Source organism: Myroides odoratimimus (genome assembly GCF_001485415.1).
Taxonomy (GTDB): Bacteria; Bacteroidota; Bacteroidia; order Flavobacteriales; family Flavobacteriaceae; genus Flavobacterium; species Flavobacterium odoratimimum.
Genome location: NZ_BCMQ01000014.1, coordinates 46,551 through 67,950 on the forward strand (window position 1 = coordinate 46,551; position 21,400 = coordinate 67,950).

Annotated in this window: 19 protein-coding genes; 6 read left to right on the plus strand and 13 right to left on the minus strand. The window is 29.0% G+C overall.

Annotated elements, in window-relative coordinates; genetic code table 11:
* Positions 1-9: 9 nt before the first annotated feature.
* Positions 10-480: a helix-turn-helix domain-containing protein gene (locus MODO_RS12555; RefSeq protein ID WP_059051110.1), complete on the minus strand. Its 471-nt coding sequence runs from the start codon at positions 478-480 to the stop codon at positions 10-12.
* Between the two features lie 1,553 nt (positions 481-2,033).
* Here MODO_RS12555 and MODO_RS12560 point away from each other — a divergent pair.
* The 3 genes from MODO_RS12560 to MODO_RS12570 are packed head-to-tail and all read left to right on the plus strand — an operon-like array spanning position 2,034 to position 9,015.
* The gene (locus MODO_RS12560; protein WP_059051112.1) at positions 2,034-5,078 is read left to right on the plus strand and encodes a SusC/RagA family TonB-linked outer membrane protein; all 3,045 of its coding nucleotides are present in this window, start codon (positions 2,034-2,036) and stop codon (positions 5,076-5,078) included.
* A gap of 12 nt (positions 5,079-5,090) precedes the next feature.
* Positions 5,091-6,452: a RagB/SusD family nutrient uptake outer membrane protein gene (locus tag MODO_RS12565; RefSeq protein WP_059051115.1), complete on the plus strand. Its 1,362-nt coding sequence runs from the start codon at positions 5,091-5,093 to the stop codon at positions 6,450-6,452.
* A complete protein-coding gene (locus tag MODO_RS12570; RefSeq protein ID WP_059051117.1) occupies positions 6,442-9,015 on the plus strand; it encodes an alpha/beta hydrolase family protein in 2,574 nt (857 codons plus the stop codon). The genes MODO_RS12565 and MODO_RS12570 overlap by 11 nt, the downstream gene beginning before the upstream one ends.
* A gap of 37 nt (positions 9,016-9,052) precedes the next feature.
* On the opposite strand, the gene MODO_RS12575 is transcribed toward MODO_RS12570, so the two are convergent.
* The 7 genes from MODO_RS12575 to MODO_RS12605 all read right to left on the minus strand — a co-directional run bounded on the left by MODO_RS12575 (position 9,053) and on the right by MODO_RS12605 (position 14,052).
* Complete coding sequence (locus MODO_RS12575; protein WP_059051119.1) at positions 9,053-9,349, minus strand: DUF6520 family protein; 297 nt, start codon at positions 9,347-9,349, stop codon at positions 9,053-9,055.
* Between the two features lie 53 nt (positions 9,350-9,402).
* Positions 9,403-10,875, minus strand: a complete 1,473-nt coding sequence (locus MODO_RS12580) for a MauE/DoxX family redox-associated membrane protein (RefSeq protein WP_059051121.1) — start codon at positions 10,873-10,875, stop codon at positions 9,403-9,405.
* A 569-nt stretch (positions 10,876-11,444) separates the two neighbouring features.
* Entirely contained in the window at positions 11,445-11,921 is a 477-nt protein-coding gene (locus tag MODO_RS12585) for a hypothetical protein (RefSeq protein ID WP_059051123.1), read from the minus strand.
* 116 nt (positions 11,922-12,037) lie between these two features.
* Positions 12,038-12,493 (minus strand): hypothetical protein, encoded by a 456-nt coding sequence (locus MODO_RS12590; RefSeq protein ID WP_235811662.1) that lies wholly within the window; start codon positions 12,491-12,493, stop codon positions 12,038-12,040.
* Positions 12,494-12,562: 69 nt separating this feature from the next.
* On the minus strand, positions 12,563-13,051 hold the full coding sequence (locus MODO_RS12595; protein WP_059051125.1) for a hypothetical protein: 489 nt from the start codon (positions 13,049-13,051) through the stop codon (positions 12,563-12,565).
* A 134-nt stretch (positions 13,052-13,185) separates the two neighbouring features.
* On the minus strand, positions 13,186-13,659 hold the full coding sequence (locus MODO_RS12600) for a hypothetical protein (RefSeq protein ID WP_059051127.1): 474 nt from the start codon (positions 13,657-13,659) through the stop codon (positions 13,186-13,188).
* A gap of 36 nt (positions 13,660-13,695) precedes the next feature.
* Positions 13,696-14,052, minus strand: a complete 357-nt coding sequence (locus tag MODO_RS12605) for a hypothetical protein (RefSeq protein WP_059051129.1) — start codon at positions 14,050-14,052, stop codon at positions 13,696-13,698.
* 884 nt (positions 14,053-14,936) lie between these two features.
* Here MODO_RS12605 and MODO_RS19345 point away from each other — a divergent pair.
* Positions 14,937-15,074: a hypothetical protein gene (locus MODO_RS19345; RefSeq protein ID WP_162264448.1), complete on the plus strand. Its 138-nt coding sequence runs from the start codon at positions 14,937-14,939 to the stop codon at positions 15,072-15,074.
* A 94-nt stretch (positions 15,075-15,168) separates the two neighbouring features.
* The gene (locus MODO_RS12610) at positions 15,169-15,354 is read left to right on the plus strand and encodes a cold-shock protein (protein ID WP_016649212.1); all 186 of its coding nucleotides are present in this window, start codon (positions 15,169-15,171) and stop codon (positions 15,352-15,354) included.
* A gap of 275 nt (positions 15,355-15,629) precedes the next feature.
* On the opposite strand, the gene MODO_RS12615 is transcribed toward MODO_RS12610, so the two are convergent.
* From MODO_RS12615 to MODO_RS12640, 5 genes are all read right to left on the minus strand, one after another.
* Positions 15,630-16,445: a hypothetical protein gene (locus tag MODO_RS12615; protein WP_016649211.1), complete on the minus strand. Its 816-nt coding sequence runs from the start codon at positions 16,443-16,445 to the stop codon at positions 15,630-15,632.
* A 1-nt stretch (position 16,446) separates the two neighbouring features.
* Positions 16,447-17,046, minus strand: a complete 600-nt coding sequence (locus tag MODO_RS12620; protein WP_059051131.1) for a hypothetical protein — start codon at positions 17,044-17,046, stop codon at positions 16,447-16,449.
* Positions 17,047-17,529: 483 nt separating this feature from the next.
* Entirely contained in the window at positions 17,530-18,210 is a 681-nt protein-coding gene (locus tag MODO_RS12625; protein ID WP_069190343.1) for a response regulator transcription factor, read from the minus strand.
* A complete protein-coding gene (locus MODO_RS12630; RefSeq protein ID WP_059051133.1) occupies positions 18,173-18,958 on the minus strand; it encodes a sensor histidine kinase in 786 nt (261 codons plus the stop codon). Before MODO_RS12630 ends, MODO_RS12625 begins: the two co-directional genes overlap by 38 nt.
* 630 nt (positions 18,959-19,588) lie before the next feature.
* Positions 19,589-19,900, minus strand: a complete 312-nt coding sequence (locus MODO_RS12640) for a hypothetical protein (RefSeq protein WP_059051136.1) — start codon at positions 19,898-19,900, stop codon at positions 19,589-19,591.
* 195 nt (positions 19,901-20,095) lie between these two features.
* On the opposite strand from MODO_RS12640, the gene MODO_RS12645 reads away from it, so the two are divergent.
* A complete protein-coding gene (locus tag MODO_RS12645; RefSeq protein WP_006258100.1) occupies positions 20,096-20,947 on the plus strand; it encodes an RteC domain-containing protein in 852 nt (283 codons plus the stop codon).
* The last annotated feature ends 453 nt before the right edge of the window (positions 20,948-21,400 follow it).

Consider the following 21,400-nt stretch of genomic DNA (forward strand, 5'->3'; position numbering starts at 1 on the left):
TTTGGCTTATTATGGCTTTTTGTAATAATACTTTCCTCCAACCTTTTTAGCATCAATAATTTCTTCTTTTCTTAAATTTGATAATGCAGCAGATATAGCATTACTAGTAACTGTTCCCTCTATTAATCCATTCTCAAGAAGATTCTTCCTAATATCTGCAACAGTTTTAGCTTCAGAAAAGAAAGGTCCTTCCAACAAGTTTCTTATATTTTGCGTTACTTGAGAGGTCGTCAATTTCACATTACTACTTAAATTATTTATAGGAACTAATCTAAAATCTACATCCATTAATTCACTTAATGAATAGTTCAGTGCCTTTGCATATTTCACGTAAAAATCAATATCCTTAGCAGCCCCTTTCTCTACTTGAATAATACTACTTTTAGAAACTCCAGTAATATTTATAACAGCTTCTCTAGTAATTTTACCTTTTTCCCTTTTAACTCTTAATCTTTCTCCTATTATTTTTTTATATGCCATTTTCCCCTAATTAAACGCGCACAAAAAGAATTACTAAAAACATTTTTTGTGCATTAATTTATTTTGTTTATATTTGTATTTAAATCTTATGACTATTAAGCTTTAATGCTTATAAAACGATGTTATCTCATGCCATAAAGTCCTAAACAAAGCAGATGAGAGTAACCGTGTAGTCCCTCCATGCAAAAAAAGTTTTACTTTTGTATTGCATGTGAGCGGCACTCGCGTATATTTTCAACTGCACTGAGCTTTTAGCTCTTGGAGGGTTTAGGACCCCTTTGGCTTGAAAGTATATAGCCGCTCCTTGCATTTATACAAGAGCTATTTTTATACTTTAGAAACATCGTTCATATAATCTATGTGAGCGATTTTTTGTTTTAACCACTCACTGTTGTGATTCTCTAAAAGAAAAGCAATGGTACAAGGTTCAAACTCTAAATTGTTCTCATACAAATAGTGTGATAAAAAAAGGCCGTGATTCCTTGATTTATTTACACTACATCTTTACTTAAAAACACTAGTGTTTTAAGCAAGATTGGTTTTTCTTTAAATGATTCGCACTCTAAAAGTAAACCCTTTCTTAATGTTTTCCAAAAAGAAAACTTACTCTAACTAGTATTTTTTTAACAAAAGATGACAAAATGCGATAGTCTAACATCTAGGTGTTAGACTATCCAAGAGAATTAAGGTATTAGAAACAAGTGTTCTATACCTCAACATACCGCATAAACCTTTAATTTTTAGCCGTCTCCCAATTAGGCTATAAAGGTTTAAACAAGCAAGGTAGATTTGTAAGTATTCTTTTACTAGTACTTACAATACCTTATCCTTAATGGACTTATCGAATGATTCAATTCGAAATTTTTTCAATTATTTATTACAACAAACAACAATTAGTAGTAACCAAATTCACATTTAGCCTATGATTAGACTCTTGTGTAACTACCCTTAGAGTTATGTTTTTTTAAGACTTTGATTTCATAAACAACTTAGCCCTAACTCTAAGGGATTCACATATAGTTTACCAAGTAAAATTACATTTTACGCTAGATTCAAGAACAGTTCTTGGATGCGTACAGGACCTCTATTACCTATTAGTTATCACATCTATTTAAACCTAATAGGCAGTAAATAATTTAGTTAGTAAGAAAATGTCGCTATGACAGACTTTCCACTGTGCTATTATTAACCAAATAAAAACTATCTCATTATGGAAAAAACGTCTACAGGCTACTGCTTAATTAGTTGGGTTTGTTTGAAATTAACTAGTAAGAAGGTTTTAAAAGTAGCTAAGTCTGTAGGCACAAAACACAAACAACACATTGTATGGCTTAAAGGGATTTTAAGTCATACTAAAAGTCCATGACTATTCTCCCTGAGCTCTTGTTACGCATTTTGGGAGACATGTTAAAGAGCAAAGGGAGATAGTTCTATTAAAACAATATATAAAAACCAATTAACTAACCTTTGATACAAAGGCTTATTTAAGTACTACGGCAATAAAAATCTTAAGGATTTAAAGTCTTCTTGTATCATTTTTAACTATAACAATTATGAAAACTCAATTTTTAACCAATACCAGTTACAGGATTGTACTGCTTTTAACTAGCCTTACCTTTACCTGTGGCTATGCCGTACCTAAAGATAGTCTATTTAATGTAGATTATCAAAAAAAGACTATTCACGGAATAGTAAAAGATAACTCAACAGTGCTTATAGGAGCCATTGTACAGATAAAAGGAACAGATGTAGCTATAAGCACAGATCTTCAGGGAAGATACTCTTTACAGGTCTTAGCTGGAGATACTCTACTTGTTTCTTATATCGGATACAAATCAAAAGAAATTACAATAACAAATGAGTCTGTTTATAACATTACCCTTTTACAGGATCAAGACATGCTTGATGAAGTAGTTATAAACGCAGGTTATTACACTGTTAAAGACCGCGAGCGTACAGGAAGTATCACTCGAGTTACTGCAAAGGATATCGAACTTCAACCTGTTATCAATCCTTTACAAGCTATTCAAGGAAGAATGGCTGGTGTGAACATAACTCAAAACTCAGGAGTACCAGGTGGAGGTTTTGATATACAAATTCGTGGTAGAAATAGTCTAAGAACCTATGGGACTGAAAGTGTCAATGCTAGTGTGCCACTTTATGTTATTGACGGAGTTGTTATCCCAACAAGCAATCTAGTTAATTCACCTCTAGCTACTTTCATACTGCCTATGAGTGATACCAACGTTCTAAATTCTATCAATCCTTCAGATATACAGAGTATAGAGATTTTAAAAGACGCTGATGCAACAGCTATATACGGCTCTCGAGGGGCTAATGGGGTAGTTCTTATAACAACAAAGAAAAACAAATCAGACAAACTTTCTTTTAGCTTGTCCTCTTCTACTTCTTTTAGTAAAGTAGCTAGTAAAATGAAATTATTAAATACACAGCAATTTAATAAAATGCGTGATCAAGCATTTATAAATGATGGTATTACAGTCTATCCTGATGATGCACTGGATATCAATGGAACTTGGGATAGAGACAGATACACCGATTGGCAAAAAGAACTTATTGGAGGCACTGCTCTTAGTCAAAACATACAATTAGGAGTAAGCGCAGGAAGTGAAACAACACATTTTTCAGCCTCAGTCAGTCAAGGTACACAAACAACTGTATTTCCAACAGATAAAGGCTATAAACGAAATACCTTTTTAATCAATATTAATCACAATAGTAAAGATGGAAGGTTTCAGCTAAACTCATCAACCAACTATTCATTACAAAAAAACAACCTAATAGCAACTGATTTAACGTCTCAAGCTCTTACTCTACCTCCAAATGCTCCAAGTCTTTACAATACAGATGGAAGCTTAAACTGGAATTTTGTAGGAGATACAAACCCCATTTCTTCCATGCAAGAAACTTATGAAAATGATAACAACAATCTTGTACTGAATCTTGATTTTAGTTATGAGCTTTTAAAAAACATGTATTTAAAATTAAATACAGGATATAATAGATCTAACACAGAAGAGAAAAAACTAACGCCTCATACTATTCATAATCCTGCCAAAGGTTACACCTCAGAGCAATCTAAAGCTGAAAACACTATTAGAGATAATAAATCATATATTTTAGAGCCACAGCTAAACTATGTCTTTAACCTAGATAAACTCTCTGTAAACTCTCTTGTTGGAATGACCTACCAAGAAAGTAATACATCTGCTTTATACTTAACAGGATCTAATTTTCAAACCAATGATTTTCTATCCAATATATCTGCTGCAAAAACTAGAGGAATAAGGCAGTCTGCTAACCTAGAATATAAATATGTGGCTCTTTTTGGAAGATTAAACCTAAATTACAATAGTAAGTACTTGATTAATATTACTGCTAGGCGGGATGGTTCTTCAAGATTTGGAGACAATAATAAATTTGGAAATTTCGGAGCTATTGGAGCAGCATGGATATTTTCAAAAGAAGATTTTTTAAAAAACTCCTCATGGCTTAGTTTTGGAAAAGTTAGAGCTAGTTATGGAACTTCGGGTAATGATAATATTGGAGACTACCAGTATTTAGATACATACACCCTTAATCCTAATAATTATAACGAAATTACAGGTCTTACTCCTTCAAGATTATACAACCCTAATTTTAGTTGGGAGAAAACTAAAAAACTAGAAGTCGCTCTAGAGCTTGCCTTACTTCATGACAAATTACAGTTTGAGCTGGCTTACTATAGAAATAGATCCTCTAATCAGCTTGTAGGCATTCCTTTGCCAGCAACTGCTGGTTTTCCTTCTATTCAAGATAACTTACCTGCAACGGTTGAAAATAAAGGTTGGGAATTTAGTCTAAACTCTCAAAATATTAAAACTAAAGATTTCTCTTGGACAACAAGTTTTAATATCTCATTTCCTAAAAACACACTACTTTCTTTTCCTGATCTAGAAATATCTACTTATGCTGATAAGTATATTATAGGAAAAAACATTAATGTTAGACGTTTATACAACTTTGAAGGCGTTGATCCCCTAACAGGTCAATACATCTTCACTGATTACAATGGTGATGGTAAAATAACATCTAGATTTGATAGACAAAACATAAAGGAGGTTAAAACTCAATATCATGGAGGACTTCAAAATACGCTTACTTATAAACATTTTAGTCTTGATTTTCTGTTTCAATTTGTGAAACAAACTAACTATAATCAAAACTATATTTTAAATACTCCTGGATCAATTTTTAATCAACCTTTAGAGGTATTAAATAGTTGGTCCCATGCAAATCCAAATAGCCAGTATAGTTATTTCTCTAGTGGATACGATCCTGTTATACTTAACAATTTAAACCTCTTTAAAAATAGCAACAAGACCATTGGAGATGCCTCTTATATAAGATTAAAAAATGTATCTCTATCTTATTTACTTAAACTGCCTCAGGCTAAAATAGACTCTATTCGTTTCTATTTTCAAGGACAAAACCTTTGGACAATAACAAATTACTTCGGCTTAGATCCAGAGCTTAGTATTTTTGGTTACTTACCCCCCCTTAAAACATACGCCTTTGGTGTTCAACTAACTTTATAAACCTACTTTATTATGAAAATTATATTCTACTCAAGCCTGCTATTTTTGGCTATAATCCTATTTCAATCTTGTGAAGAGACAATCGACATTGGGCTTCCAACAGATCAAATAGCTACTGAAAATGTCTTTAAAGACAAACGCAGTGCCATATCAGCTCTAGCTGATCTTTATATCAACCTTAGAGAGGCCTCTATATTTTCTGGAAAAAGTCTAGGTATTGGTTCTAGCCTAGGTTTGTACACAGACGAGTTAGAACCTATTTACTCTTCTCCAGAATCTGATAATGTATTACTTTACAATAACTCATTAGATCCTACTAGATATGTAATCTCTACTTTGTGGGATACATCTTACTCTAATATTTATGCAATAAATGCTTTTATAAGCGGGGTTATTAACTCTGAAGGAATAACAAGTGAAGAAAAAGAAAAACTTATAGCACAAGCATCTATATTAAGAGCGATGTATTATCAATCGCTCACCCAGATATATGGAAATATACCCTATAGCACCTCCACTGATTACAAGGCTAATACTAAAATTGTAAAAACACCTGTGTTTGACGTTTTAAAACTAATTGAGCAAGATCTATTAAAAGCCGTAGGTTCTCTTTCTTATAGTGATGAATCTTCTAATAAATATTACCCTAATAAAGCTGTAGCAGAGCTTATACTAGCGAAGAATTACCTTCTTCAAAAAAAATATGAAAAAGCGGAGTTATATGCTAAGCTAGTTATGGATAATCCCTTGTATAGTTTGGAAACAGATATTTCTAAAGTATTTAAAAACCCTGCTAAAAGTACACTTTGGCAAATGGCTAATACCACCCCTGTTGCTGCTACTTATGAGGCAAGAAACTTTATCCTATTTTCTAATAATTCTGGTAATAAATTGAATAACTCTCTATTAGCCAGTTTTGACAATAACGATCTTAGAAAACAGCTTTGGATAAAAGAATTTGAAGATACAGGTAGCTTTTATTCTTTTAAATACAAAAACAGACTCAATAATACTGATGAATGTTCTATCCTTTTTAGAATTGAAGAGGCTTACTTTATCTTATCTGAAGCCCTTATTTATCAAAACAGAGAAAAAGAGGCTATTGTTTACTTAAATTCAATAAGACAAAGAGCAAATCTTCTTGCTTTACCTAATACTTTAGATAAAGAACAAACTCTACTTGCTATGCTTAAAGAAAGTCAAAAAGAGTTTTTCCTAGAACACGGTAGACGCTTTTTTGACCTTAAAAGAAACAATAAACTTTCTCTTTTAAAAATACCTAAACCAAACTGGCAAGACAAACACGCTCTTTTTCCCTACCCTGAGAAAGAGATACTTATTAATCCTAACCTAAACCCACAAAATGACTACTAAAACTTTAAATCTTACCTATAGTCTTATACTTATATTATTAGGTAGTCTCACTTGTTATAGTCAGACTATAAAAGACAGTACATATTACAGTAAACTTGACAACACACTACTTTCTTCAAATGGAAATTTTTCCGTTACTAATAAACACTTTTTATTTGATTCTAAAAAAGATAGCGTCTTTATTTTTAACAACAGTGGAAAACTCTTATTAGCAAAACCAACAAATAATAGGTTTGAATTTCTTAAAAATGATATGCTAATAGAGATTAATTCTTCTGAAACAGAAATAGTTTTTTGGGATCCCAATACTAGTAAGTCTGAATCAATTTTAAATGTTTCAGAATTACAAATAATAAATAACCATAACCTTATTTTCTACCTTGATACTAAAACTGATAGGTATAAACTAATTAAAGTATTGCCCTCTAAAAATCAAGAGATTTGGAGTGAATCTAAAGCTCTTGTAAACTTTAAAAGTATAAGTAATAATAAACAACATCTACTTATTCAGTATAGTGACCTAACTAAGGGAGTCGAATTAATTAATTTAGAAACCCTAAAAAGAACAGTAAACCCCAAAATCAATAATTCTATTAAAAGTGCAATTTGGGATAAAAAACTACCTATTATATTTTTAAGCCCTAATAAAAAACACGATAATAACTTTCCATACCTAATCTTTTTTAATTACAATACTAATCTTATTAAAGTTCAAGAACTTAATCCTGAAATAACATACGGAATTCCTGAAGCTATAAATGAATTTAGTTTTAAAACAATTCAATATTATCACCTAGGCAACAAACCTTACAATACTGAAAAATTGCAAATATGGTCTACAAAAGATTTAAACTTAGTTAGTACCATTAATTACCCTAAAATAAAAAGAACAAGAACTAATGGACATATTATATTTGATTACAAAAACACAAGAATTTATCAACCTGATACATTATACAATTATAATTCAATTTCTTTAAAAAACAACACATTGCTTGTTTTTAACCCTAATCAATACAATAATTACTCTTATTCTAATTTTGCTAGACATAAGGACATATACTGCTATGATATTAATAAAGCTAAATTTACGCTAATTACAAAAGCTCAAACTAACTCTTTTAACACAACGAGTTTATCCTCGCAAGCAAACTACTTTGTTTATATTAAAAAAAAAATAATGTATTTTTATAACATAGAACAAAAAGCTTTAGAAAATACCTTTGATTTAAAAGAAGATCCAAGTAGATTAAGATACTGGTCTAAAGATGAAAAATACTTTTATTTTTCTTCAGGAAATAAATTAATGCAATACAATACTAGAAGCAAAAAATTTAAAGTGCTAATTGATGGAGGCAATACAAATTATCGCTATAAAATTCTTAACTCTCTAGCATCATCCCTATATAACCAAACTAGTCAAATACCATCAAATATAATTCTAGACAATAGTAAGCTCTTAATTGAAAAGTACAATATCAAAGAAGCAACTACTTCTATTGTATTGCTTGACTCTGGAAAACAGATTCCAATAATAGACAATACAAATGATCAAGTCTCTAATGTAAAATTCAGTGATGACTTTAAAACAATTACTTACACATTAGAGAACTTTAATAAACCTGTAACTGTATATATTTACCACAATGGGAAAAACAAGCTTCTTTTAGAAAACTCAATGCCTAAAAAAATATATAATTGGAAAAAACAAAAGATAGTTACTTTTAAAGATAAATTTGATAACGATTTAAAAGGAGTACTATTTTACCCCAAGGATTTTGATCCAAACAAAAAATATCCAATGATTACTTACACTTATGAGATTCAAAATTATATAGCTAAACAATTTACATACAAGAGTTATCAAAACGCAGATGGTTTTAATAAGGAGCTATATTTAGATAAAGGATACTTTGTATTCTATCCCGATATCTTAACAAATAAACAAGGTCCAGGATTATCTGCTCTTGATTGTATTGAAGAAAGTATAAAAACAATATTACTGCAAGAAAAAGCTATAGATAAAGATAAAATAGGCCTTATAGGGTATTCTTTTGGTGGATATACCACTAACTTTATAATTACACAAACCAATATTTTTAAAACAGCTGTAAGTGGAGCAGGAATCACTGATATTATAAGTTTCAACTTCCTCTACAATGAAGCCTATAGTACTCCTAACTATGGTAAATTAGAAAATGATCAATTTAACATGAAGAAATCTTTCAAAGAGGATAAAAAATTATATCTAAAAAACTCTCCTATTTTATATACTGAAAACATCAACACACCTCTTTTATCTTTTACTGGAAAGAAAGATAAAGTAGTAAATCCTAAACAACAAGAAGAACTGTTTATGGCTATGCTAAGCAATAATAAACCACATGTATCACTTTTCTACGAAGAGGAAGAACATGCATTTAGATTAAAAGAAAATCAGATAGATATTACAAATAGAGTTATGAATTGGTTTGATTATTTTTTAAAAGATAAAAAAACTAAAGAAACTTATTGGGTGGAATACAATACAACAATCGAAAAAGAAAGACTGATTAATAACTAAAGCAAAGACGCCCTTATTTGGGCGTCCTCTTTTTAAATTATGGAGTAATTCTATAGAGTGTTTTTGTACAAACTGTTTGATTTAAGTCTGAATCAAACTCTTCTCCATATAGTGTATGAGTAGTACTTCCAACGGTCCAAGTACATAATTGAGTATCAAATTCAGTACTACACATTACCTTTGGATCATTACACTCAAGTCCAAGTTCATCAATTTTTTGATATCCTGGCTCTAAAACTAAAGCGTTTTTCACTGCGTTTGTTGCAAACGCACTTCCGATAGCAAGAGCAAATACACCGATTGGCAATCCTGCTGATTTTAAAAACTTTTTCATCTTAATAAAATTTAAATTGGTTAGTAGCTTGTTTTTAAAGATCAAGCTAAACTTTAATCAAACTTGTCTGTCAGGGATTTGGCCAGTCTATAACGCACAAGTTTTTGATCAAATAGACCATATATGTAATGATCTGTAACAATTAAATCAGATAGCTTCTCTTGCCCTAGGTGATAGATATAAAAGCTTGCGATATAACTGTCTTTTACAAAGTCGTAGATGTCAACAATACTAGCTTGTCTCCAGATTGCCTTAGACTCATTTTGTCCAAGAGAGTTTGATACAATAAACAGCAGATTGTTTTTAACTACTACTTTTTTATTTATAGGGCTAACAGGAGTTGTCATCTTGTTTTCTCCTGAGGCTAATTTTGCTGCGGTTATATGAAGTGATTTTGTAGTATCTATTGTGTTTTGCCTTTTTAATAATTCTAAAGCAGGACTTGTCAGTACGTACTGGTTTTTATAAAAGTAAGTATAGATTAAAGTTTTGTTTTGTTTACTTAGGCTAAAACTCCCATCACTGTCAAAGACTCCATCGGAATCACTCTCCAATATACTAGCATCAATAAACGCTCTTGGGGTGTTTTCAGAATTAATAATTCCTAATACATTTTTGTAGTCCTGACTACTTTGACTTTTAATTGCAATAGATGTGGAATCAATTGCAATAAAATCGTTAAAGTAAGCTTCTTTAAAACTAAATATTTCTGTTTGTTTTATTTTCTCATTAGAGTTTAACTCTCCTTTATAAACAATTGGAATTGATCCATCTGCTAAGAAAAAATAAGGATAGACTGTTTTTAATCTTAAGTACCTATAAGGAAAATGTGTTGAATCTATTTTAATGAAGTAGTCTTGTCTTTGCAAAAGAGAATCCACACTAATAAATACAAGTGGAGATTTAGTATTACCTAAGTAAAGTTTGTCTTTGTAATATCCTGAGAAATAAAAAGTATTTACTTTTAAATCTAAAGTATCATCATGTACTACCCCATGAGGCAGGTATCTTCTTATAAAAGGATTTTCTTTTTTTATGATATGTTCTGAGGATAAAAAAACAAGTATAATAACACTACTACTTACAAGTGTGGTTGCGATAGATAAAAAATAGAATCGTTTTGGTTTATCTTCTTCAAAGAAAAGGGCAAGTAGAATTACAACACTTATTATTATATTAAACCATAAATGTTCATTCCAGCTTAACCTCTCAAGTACTCCTCCACATGAGCAGGGAATAAAATCACTGTAGTTTAGAATTAAGTAGATGTAAATGGAAAATGCAACCATTAAACCATAGCTTAGATAAAGAGCCGATAACTTTGTCTTTTCTAAGACAAGTAGCAAAGAGATACTTATCTCAACAATTATAACCATGTAGGCTATAGTGTTTGCATAAACGCTTAGAAGTGGGGACTGAGTGAGTTGTACTTTAAACTCTTCAAAGACAACAAGCTTACTTATTGCTGCGTAGACAAAAAGTAAAACAAGAAAATAACGAACAAATAAAATAAACTTAGTTTTCATAATGATTGCATTTTGGGAAAAACAAAGCTACAAATCACTATTTTTCAATTCAATACGTATTTCTACGTAGTGTGTCCTATTTTGGAACAGAATGTCTATATAAGCGGTTTTGTTTTATTGAAGTATTCGCATTGCACCTTTAGCTTAAGCTTGTTTAAAATAAACATCTTTCACTAAAACATTTTAAAAACACTAAATTCTGCAATAAAGTCAAAAATCATTAAAAACAGATTATTTTTTTACTTTTTTAGCCATAAACAGCTAAATACAATATTAAAAATTTGAACATAACTTATCTTTTTCTATAATAAAACAACAATCACTCTGTTTTTTACTTTATTACAAGCACATATCTAACTCAAAACAAGTAAACTAAAGCTTTTAATATAAAAAATAATGGTTGAGTATCAAAGGTTGGTGAAATAAAAAGCCCTTAAACAGAGGCTATTTTGCTTTTGGATACTACATGTATATTCTGATGAAAGTACACTACTTATTACAGTAAATCAATGTTAAACTGATAAAATAAAAAAAGCCTGACTCAACCTTTTTATGCTTAGTACACACTTCTAATGAGAACTCCACTGATAATTAAAATTTACTTTGTAATACTTTATTGAGTTTTCTTTATTCAATTTTATATATAGGTTACTATATCTGAAATTTCTTTTATAAGAAAACATATTTTTCCAAAGTTCTTCTTGGTAATTTTCTTTATGAATTTGTCTATATTGTTCTTCAATATCAAGATTAAACTGATTTAAAGATATTACTTTATGATTTTTCGGTATTTCATCTAAGTTAACTTCTTGGATTAAGTCAAAATAGAAATTATCTGAACTATTTTTATATTGCCATTTTTCTTTATTTTTATTGAAAGAAAACCACTCGGTAGAACTATTTAGTAACTCTTTATCAGTATCTAAAACAAGATCCTCTCTTACTATTATTTTTTGGCCATATAAAGGTTTGAAAGCAATTAGTATTAATAGCAGTAGTATAAATTTAAAGTAGTGTTTATTTACAAGTGGTTTTGTTTTTTGCATTTTTATATTCTTTTAAGTTGTATTCTAATGCTTTTTTAAAACAAGTAAAAGATTTACAGTAGTTTAGGATTCCAAAACTGTATTATAAGAGATAAGTCTATAAAATTAGGGTTATATTAATATGAGACGGATATGTAGTTAAATCTAACCTTGTATAGTTTCTCTGCGTTATCTGATTTTACTCTAACAAAAAGATTTGTAAAATTATAATTACCAAAATACATTCTGCCAAGATCTAAAAATTTTTTATTATAGATATTATTATAGTAGTAGTCTAACATAAACTTATCAAAATCATTTATAGAGTATTCTTTTGTAAAAGCATGAGTAGGTACTTCTTCAAGAAATGTAAATTCATAAGTGTCTAAACGAGCTCCTCCATCATTTGAAGGCAAAAAAATACTTGAGATTTTATTTTCTTCTTCTACTAGTATGTAGCTTTTGTCTTTAGTTATGCTTACAACAATTGTATCAGTAATATTAACTTGGGCTAATGAAAGATTAGCAATAAGACATAGGGTAATTGATAAAATATAGTTTCTCATATTATTGACATTCAATTGTTTTGTCATTCGTTCTATATATTCAGGTGGATGTTGTACAATAATAGGGGTTTTAATAATAATTAATTATATTAAGTACTAATCAAAACGCTTATTTAAATAGCCTTGAATATTATTATTTATTGTTCTATACAATTTAATATTGTTTTTATCTCTACTGTCTTTAATAATTACATTATCAAATGTAAATGCCCCTTGTAATATAGGAGGCAGGTTGTTGTTCTTTTGATATTCCATTAATTCTTGATATTTACAATCACTATAACTAATAAAAAGAAGAATATCCATTTCTTTATATTTTATATCAGTATCTAACGAACTTAGTTCTTCTACAATTTTAAAATCATATTGTATTCTAGTACTGTAATTAAAATGGTTTAAAGTTACTTTTGAAATCAGACTATTTTCCTCTTCTATAATTATTCTGACATAATTATAATTATTATTTTTATCGACATTAAGTCTAGTATTGTTGTCTATATTCAGAATTATTGGATCTTTAATTTGAGCTATACTGCCTTGAAGTGTAAATAATAAAAGTATAATGTATTTGATATTTATTTGCATTCTATCTTGTTATTTAGTGATTTCTTTATAGTTGTCATTTAATTCTTTTGTGAAGCAAGTCAAAGAGTTCTTACAGTAAAGGTTTCACAACCATGCTATAAAAGATAAACTCCAATTAAAAGGCATATTTTTAATTACGCAATCTTCCACTCATATCGTATCGACACCTTATAATATCGTTCTTCAGTATCTTTAACCTTTAAATATAAGTTTTTATAAATCATAGTCTCTATATGCGTTCCTCCAAAATATGGAGGTTCTGGTTTTTTCCCATTAAGTTTCTCATATCTAGATATAGAATCATCAATAAAAGAATCAAGAGCAATAATTTTATAATCAGATGGAATATCTTCTAATTTTATTTCTTTAATTACTTTAAAAATAAATACATCATGCTGGTTTAGCTCTATGATCCATTCATTTGCCTTCTTATTAAACAGAACAGGCTGTGCAATTTTATCTTTATTTTTAAGCTGTGTCGCATCCACTAAAATAACATCTTTAATCTGGTTGTTTTGACCAAAAGCCAGCAGACAAGTAAACAAAGTAAAAACTAAGAGTGTTATCTTTTTAAAGCTTTTACTTACAAGTGGTTTTGTTGTTTTCATCTGTGTAATGTTTATTTCTAATTGTTGATTTTCTCCTTACTCATTTAGAAATTCAATATACTGACCTTCAAAAGAAAAATGCTCTATCTCTCCATTACTTTTCTTGACAATACACTTATTTGAGTTCTCCATTTTTATAATACTATCCCCCACTACAGCATAGCTTCCAATGATAGTAGTGGGATATACATTGATTAATTTATCATCTTGAATTCTAATTTTTAAAAAGGTATGAGGTAGTTTTTCACGAGGATTAAATTTCTCTACAACTACTCCATTAAACCCTGTAGTGTAATTGCTTAGTACTTTTTCTTCTTGTTGCAAATTAGTATAATAACCAATAACAAAAAGATTCAACGCTATTATAAGCCCTATTATAATTTTATTTTTCATCAAGTGTCTTCTATGATCTATGATTCTACTAAAGAATGCATTATCGTAAGCAAAATAACGCTTTTGATTTTAAAAATAATTGGTTTTAGAAAAGTACTTTTCCAAAACCAATTATAACGTTCTTATTGTTTATAGGTAAAGTATATTTAGGTAAAATAATGAAAATTATTTTTTTATTACAAATAATATACTTACATTTGCCGATGTAAATATGAATAGGCGAAATTTTCAATCAAAATAATAGCTTATTATGTACTTTAGTAGTTCTACACTATATTAAGAATTTATTACTCTTTAAACTTCAGTATAAAATAAATTCTATTATTTAATAGCACTTTTAAAAAAATCATTTTTTTATTTTTTAAAGCAAAATTTCATGTACTCAAAACATGGTTATCTTTTATACAACACCTCTACTGTATTAAAGTAAATAAAAAATAGACATTGTATGATTTTAAATATTTATCCTCTTTTAATAAAAGTAATTGATGATTTAAATAAGTTGTTCTTTTCAATTTAATCAACATCTTTTAAAGTATCTAAAAAATACTCCTTCTATATAATAGGAATAAAAAAACAACCATTTATTAAGTGTTTTTATGTCTTACAACTTATAAAAGACTTAAATCTAACCACTAATATTATTTTTAACAATCATATTAAAAGTTAGATAGCCAATACTTTATTTATAATATTGAGTTTAGATTACACAACGCATTTAAGAAGATTATATCTAACTAAAGTAAGTAATACAAATCCAGTTAATAGAATAAATATTTACACAAAAAGATTCATTTAGTTATACTAAATAGCCAAAGTATCTTATTATAAAAAACAAATAGGTTATGAATTTCACAAAGAATTTCAAGCCAATAACAATATATATGAATAGAATAGAAATACAACACCAAGATCATAGAAATGATCTTACCTTAGAAGAAATGATTATATCAAAAAGTATGAATGGATGGATATTACAACTATACCTTCAACTATTTAAAAAAAAACCATCTAGTTTATAAATTAAGAGGGTTATAAAATAAATTATCTAAGATAAAATCCCTAGGTAAATACTTTATTAGGGATAATTAAAATATTAAATTAATAATTAAGATTATGCAAGAAGGTACAGTAAAATTTTTCAATGAAGCAAAAGGATTCGGATTTATAACAAATGGAAATGAAGATATTTTTGTTCACGCTACTGGTTTAGAAGATGACATTAGACAAGGTGATAATGTAACATATAACGTAGAAAAAGGACAAAAAGGTTTCAATGCCGTAAATGTAAAAAGAGCATAGTATTAGAAGTAATTTTTACATCTAAGTTCGCTTTAAATTTGCAAATATTAGTGTTTTTAAACACATCATTAGTAATAATTGATGTGTTTTTTGTTTTTAAAAAATAATTGGTTTTAGAAAAACACTTTTTCCAAAACCAATTATAACAATCTTATAATAATAAAAATTAATACCTAAAACCACCTATCCAATCTAAAAAGGTAAATACCTTAGAATATCAACATTGAGTTTACCTTAAAATAATCTTCTTTTTTAAAGGCTACATTGTAGCTTACTTAATAAAGCTTTATAGTAATGATATAATAACCATACTCTGTGTTTTTATCACCAACAGGACAAATAAACAAGTAACTATCTCTTGATACTTGATAATAAGTAACCAAAGATTGCAAGGGTATATTAATAGGGGTAGCTGTTTTTAAAAATGTTTCCAGGTTATCTACCACTAAGGTTTTATTTTGAAACTCTTTATCATGAAGTTTGAAGAACTTTTCAATGCCTTCTAACAATCTACCTACTATAAAAATCCCAGGTACTATAGGGTAATTATCAAAGTGACCTTTACAATGCTCTATGGTAAATGCTGGAATATCAATACTAAAATGCGCTGGCTTACCTAAATCAATTTCCACTTCTTGATATACTAGGTCATTTTTAACAGGGATCCTCTGGGTATAAAAACCACTGAAAACTTGCTGAAAAGCATTCTGATTAAAAATTACATATTCCAGCTCAGAGGTATAAACCAATTGTGACTGATTATCAAAAATATCTAATAATACTTTGCCTTTTCGCTCTGAAAAACAAACAGTTCTAGCGCAGTATCTTAACTCTTGATCCATTGTTGTATTACTAATCTTTCTTATTCGAATTTTTTCAGCTAAAAAAAAGGTTTTCTCACAGACCCTCATATCCTGTAGCAATGATATACTGGCTAATGTTGCGGCAGTTTGTCCTATCTTTTTAAACTCCTTAAACTGATTTTCAGAGCTAGTTGTAGTATATTCTACACTAGATTGGTTTATAATTAATTTATCTAATTCAAACAGATACGGATACCCCTCTCCTATAGATTCATATATATGCTCCATACTATAAACTATTTTGTTTAAATATATAGGTACATGTTATATTTGAATGCTGATCATAAGAGCACTGAGGTACGTGAATTTCAATATGATTTAATCCAAGATAATCTTTAATTCCTTCCATAAAAGCAATTAAAGTAGGGAAGCTTAGATACTGATCGATTTTATAGAGTTTAGCCGCCCTGTGATAACGATCTGCTCCCTTTAGCTCAATAACTGCATAATCCGGGGTATAATCTTTAACTTGAAACTTAAACTCTGGGCTAGAGGTATAAATGGCAGAAATAGCCACTAAGATTAATGATCTACAATCACGAATCATATTAGGGTCCTTGTCTAGGGCTTGTTGTGCTTTTACTCTTCCTAGATCATAGAAAAATGCCTCAGAATGTACCCTTATTTGATCTACCCCATGTCTTTGCCCAATTAATTGCAATTGCAAGGCATAGAACTGTGAGGTAATATTAGATAAATTAATGGCTAAATCTGATACAGATCCTGGAAGATACAAATCCACTAGTCTTTCTTTGATTTCTTGTGAAGGATACTGATCACTTCCTCTTAATAAGTTCAATTCTAAAAATAAGGTGTTTTGTTGTTTCATAATACAATTAAATTTTAAAAAATATTTAGTTTTAAATTTAATAACAAATATTGCAATAATTATAACTAAATAAAAAACACAATTTAACACAAACAACACAATTATAATCTAAAAAAAACAATAAAATCAAAAAAAATAAAGCAATTAAAAACAAAACAGCTTATACCCAGGCCTTATACAAAAAAGTAAAAAACTGTGTTTTTTATACATTTAAAACAAACAAAAACCAATATATATATTGAGACTTTACACTATTTAAACAAACTCACCTACCTTAGGCTAAGTTTTAAAAAAAGCTAACTTTTTTAAGAAGATATGATAGTTTTAAAAACCTATATCCCCTTAGGTCTTAAAATAAGAGAACTAGAAAAGAACATCTCTTTTATTATCAACAGACTCAAGTTTGTTTTTCTTGTTATAATGTGATTTAAAAGCAATCAATTACAGCTTTATTTTACGTAGACTAGTTAGTTTTTTTATGATTTATTTTCTTTTAGAGGTTTTATAACTGTTTATAAAATCCTGTTTTTTAATATAATGCATTGAAATTGCATATAAAACAACACCTGTAAAATTATAAGATCCTGTTTTTTCAAGTAAACCTTCTTTGTGTTTTTCAACTGTCCTACAACTAATATGTAAGCTATCAGCTATTTCAGAGGAGCTAAGCTGTCTAGCGCTAAGAGTTATAATTTCTAATTCTCTTTGGGAGAAAACACATGTGGTGTTTTCTATATCAAAGCTAAGTTTTATTAGAACCTTTCTAACCCTTTTACCAAAATACTCTAATGATTTGTTAACTGTTAAAATAGCTTTTTCAATATCCTTAGATTTGGCTTTTTTACTTAAGTATCCTGAGATATTAAACTTAAGCATTCTAGCGATACTATGATGATCATAAAAGCTAGAAAGTATAATTACCTTTAAAGAAGGATAAGTTTTATTTAACTCTGCCACTGTTTGATAACCATCCATTTTAGGCATCTGAATATCTAAAAACACAATATCAACCTCTATTGTCTTTAAGCCTTGTAATAATTTTAACCCATTAGAACTTTTTAAGACTACCTTTACAGAGCTAATCCTAGATATAATCAATTCAAAACCATCTCGAAAGACTGTATGATCATCCACTATTGCTACTTTTATTATTTTGCTCTGCATAATAAATACCTATTGCATTTGAATTCTCTTCTCTTATATGCCTAAAATCAGCATTAATTTGTTTTAATCTAGCATGTATATTACTAAGACCTATACCTTTTTGGGCGTTATCACTTTTTATATCAGAATCATAGCCTATTCCATTATCACTAATTAATAAGATAAGTTTACCCTTATCCCAAAGAAGTCTTAAACTTACCTTACTAGCCCCGCTGTGCTTTATGATGTTTTGTATCAGCTCTTGAACTACTCTATAAAAAGTTAGTTTTACATTTTGATCTAACTCAAAACTAACTGGCTCATAGTGATAACTAAACTCAATACTACTTGTCTTGTTAATTCGGTTTATATAATCAGATAAAATACACTCTAAAGGATTATCCTCAATATAAGGTGGAGATAAATGATAACTCAGCTCTTGAAGCTGCTTATAAGTGTTTAAAGTTATTTTCTTTATCTGTTTTAAGGCATCTTTTTTTGTCTTTTTATCTTGATAGAGTTTTATTATCTGTAGATAACTTAACACACATGCCAACTCGTTACACACCCCATCGTGAAGCTCTCTTGAGATGCGAGCTCTTTCCTTGTGCTCAGCTTCTAAAATAATACTAAGTCGGTTGTTTAAAAGTTTGATTTGATACTCTTTAAGATTTTTCTGATACAATATCACAATAGCGATAACCACACCACATAAAGCAGTGGCCGAGATTGTGGCCAACCAAAAGATAATCGTTATTTTATTTTCCATATTCCAATAGATATTACAATTCTAAGGGTTAAGCTCCCTAGAATATTAATTAACCAATAATCTAAAAAATACAATTTGTTATCCACTCTATAACTACACAACACAAACAAAGGTATAGTCACACTATAATAAACCAAAAGACCTATTACCATATAAAAATCAGCCCTTTTAAAGAGTCTTAGACTTGTTTTTTGAATAAAATTCTGATTAATTACAATAAAACTAGAAACAATCACAAAAATCATCACAAAGACCTTATTTATAGTTTTTGATACCAGAAAATGATGGTTTGTTAAAAAGCGGAATGAAAACAGATAAACTATTACAAAAAGACCTAAAGACAGGTAAAAGTAAGCCTTTGGTTTTCTATTTAATAAGTTTATAAAAAGGTAAAACAGAGCTATAAACTCTAAAAGGGAATAAACTTGGAACCAAACAAGAACATTGATCTTTAAAATAAGACTTGCTATTGTCTCGTACAAAGAAGCAATAAAAAACAATAAAACAATTCCCAAATAAGCTTTATCACAATAAATACCCTTTTGCCTTTTATACAGGTAAAGACAAAAGGGTATAATTCCAAACAATAAAGTTAATACTATTACCCCCATTGATACATAAAGCTTGCTTTTATCCCAAAGTATTATCATACGAACAAGCAGGAGGACAAGTGATTAATTCCTCTAGGATAATTCCATCGCTAATATCCTGCCCTTTTTGATCTACTCCTACTAAAACCATATTGGTTAAAGCGGTTTGTTTATTGAGCCCTGGATAGATACGCATACCTATACAACTGGTTTGACTCAAAAGCGCTTGTAGTTTATCTATACCTACATAATAGCTATTTATCGCATCTGGATACTGAGCTTTAAACTCAGTGATATACTCAATAGCTTTTTGTTTTGTAATCACTTGACCACTTTGATTTGAAATTTTCATAAAAATACTGATTTATAATTAATCCATAAAGTTTAATACTTTAAACTATAAAGTCAATACGTATTTTTACGTAATTATACGTATAAATACGTATTGATTAAGATTAATATTTTTACTTATTTAGCACAGTTATCCAAAAACCAACATTTATGATAAATCTAAAAACAAAACCAACCTTAATAAAAATTACAACTCATGAATCAAACAACAACAACAAAAAATGCCCTTAGTCAGATTATCAAAAAAGAAGCTGAACTAGGGGCATTAGAATCTGTTTCTATTTCAAGTACATTAGAAATGATCGAGTTTTTAAAAGCTGTTTTAAAACAAATCAAAAAACAAGTTCTTCTTTATGGTTTTACCAGTCAAGAGCAAGAAATTGATTTTTTTAAAAACATTAAACCTTTAATTCTTGGAAAGCTTATCTTCTACAATAAATTATACGGTTTTAAGTGCGAGTCTCCAAGTGATATAGTATCTGCTAAGATATACTTTCAAGAAAAACTAAAACAACTCCACAGTGAATATAAAAAATACCACCTATATAGTGATATCTATAAATATTATAAAACAAAGGCTTCACATAGAGATATAGAATACTTTACAACAGGGCACATAAATAAAACACATCTGGTAAATAGTTTTAGTTTTGAAATAAACCCTAAATTCTCAACCTTTTATGATTATAAAATAGCACGTATTATAACCTATGAACTTCTAAGTGCGTATTTAAACAATAAAACAACCTCTTACAATTCCCTTATAGGTACAGCCACCCAAAACGCTATAACCTGGTCTGAATCAAATAGCGCATTAATAGAACTAATATATGCCTTGTATGTGACAAAATCTGTAAATCATGGTAAGGTTAAAATAAAAAAACTATCAAAAGCTTTAGGGCAAGTTTTCCAAATTAATATCTCAGATAATATTCACCACACCTTTCACCGCATGAAAACAAGAAGTTATTCAAGGACTATGTTTCTAGATAAACTAAAACAGTCTCTTGAGGATTACATGGATCAAGATCAGCCATACAAAGGTTAAAAAAAGCAAAGTGGGGCTAGTCTTTATAAGATAGCCCCACTTTAAATTCTGTTAATATCTAATAAAATATTAGATGTTTTTATTGTAGCATACAATCATACCTAACTATAGGTAATATCTGCAAATACTGAGTTAGTGTTATAAACTTGTTTTAATCTTTGTTTCTCTTGCTCTATAGAGATTAATGACTCGCAACCGGTTTGTTCATAAACCAACTCTGAAGCTTTCCAAACCTTTTTTGTATATTTAAAGGTTCTTTGACTTATACTAACTTCTTGCTTATTTTTATGATCAATAAAGTAACTATTGTAAAGCATTACAAAGCAAGTGCATTAAAACAAGCAAAAAATGTAAAAATGTAGGAATTAAGTCAGCAACATTTAGTTATTGGGTAATTAAGTATAAAACAGAATCAACACAATCCTAATATAATAATTTTATAAGTCTAACAAA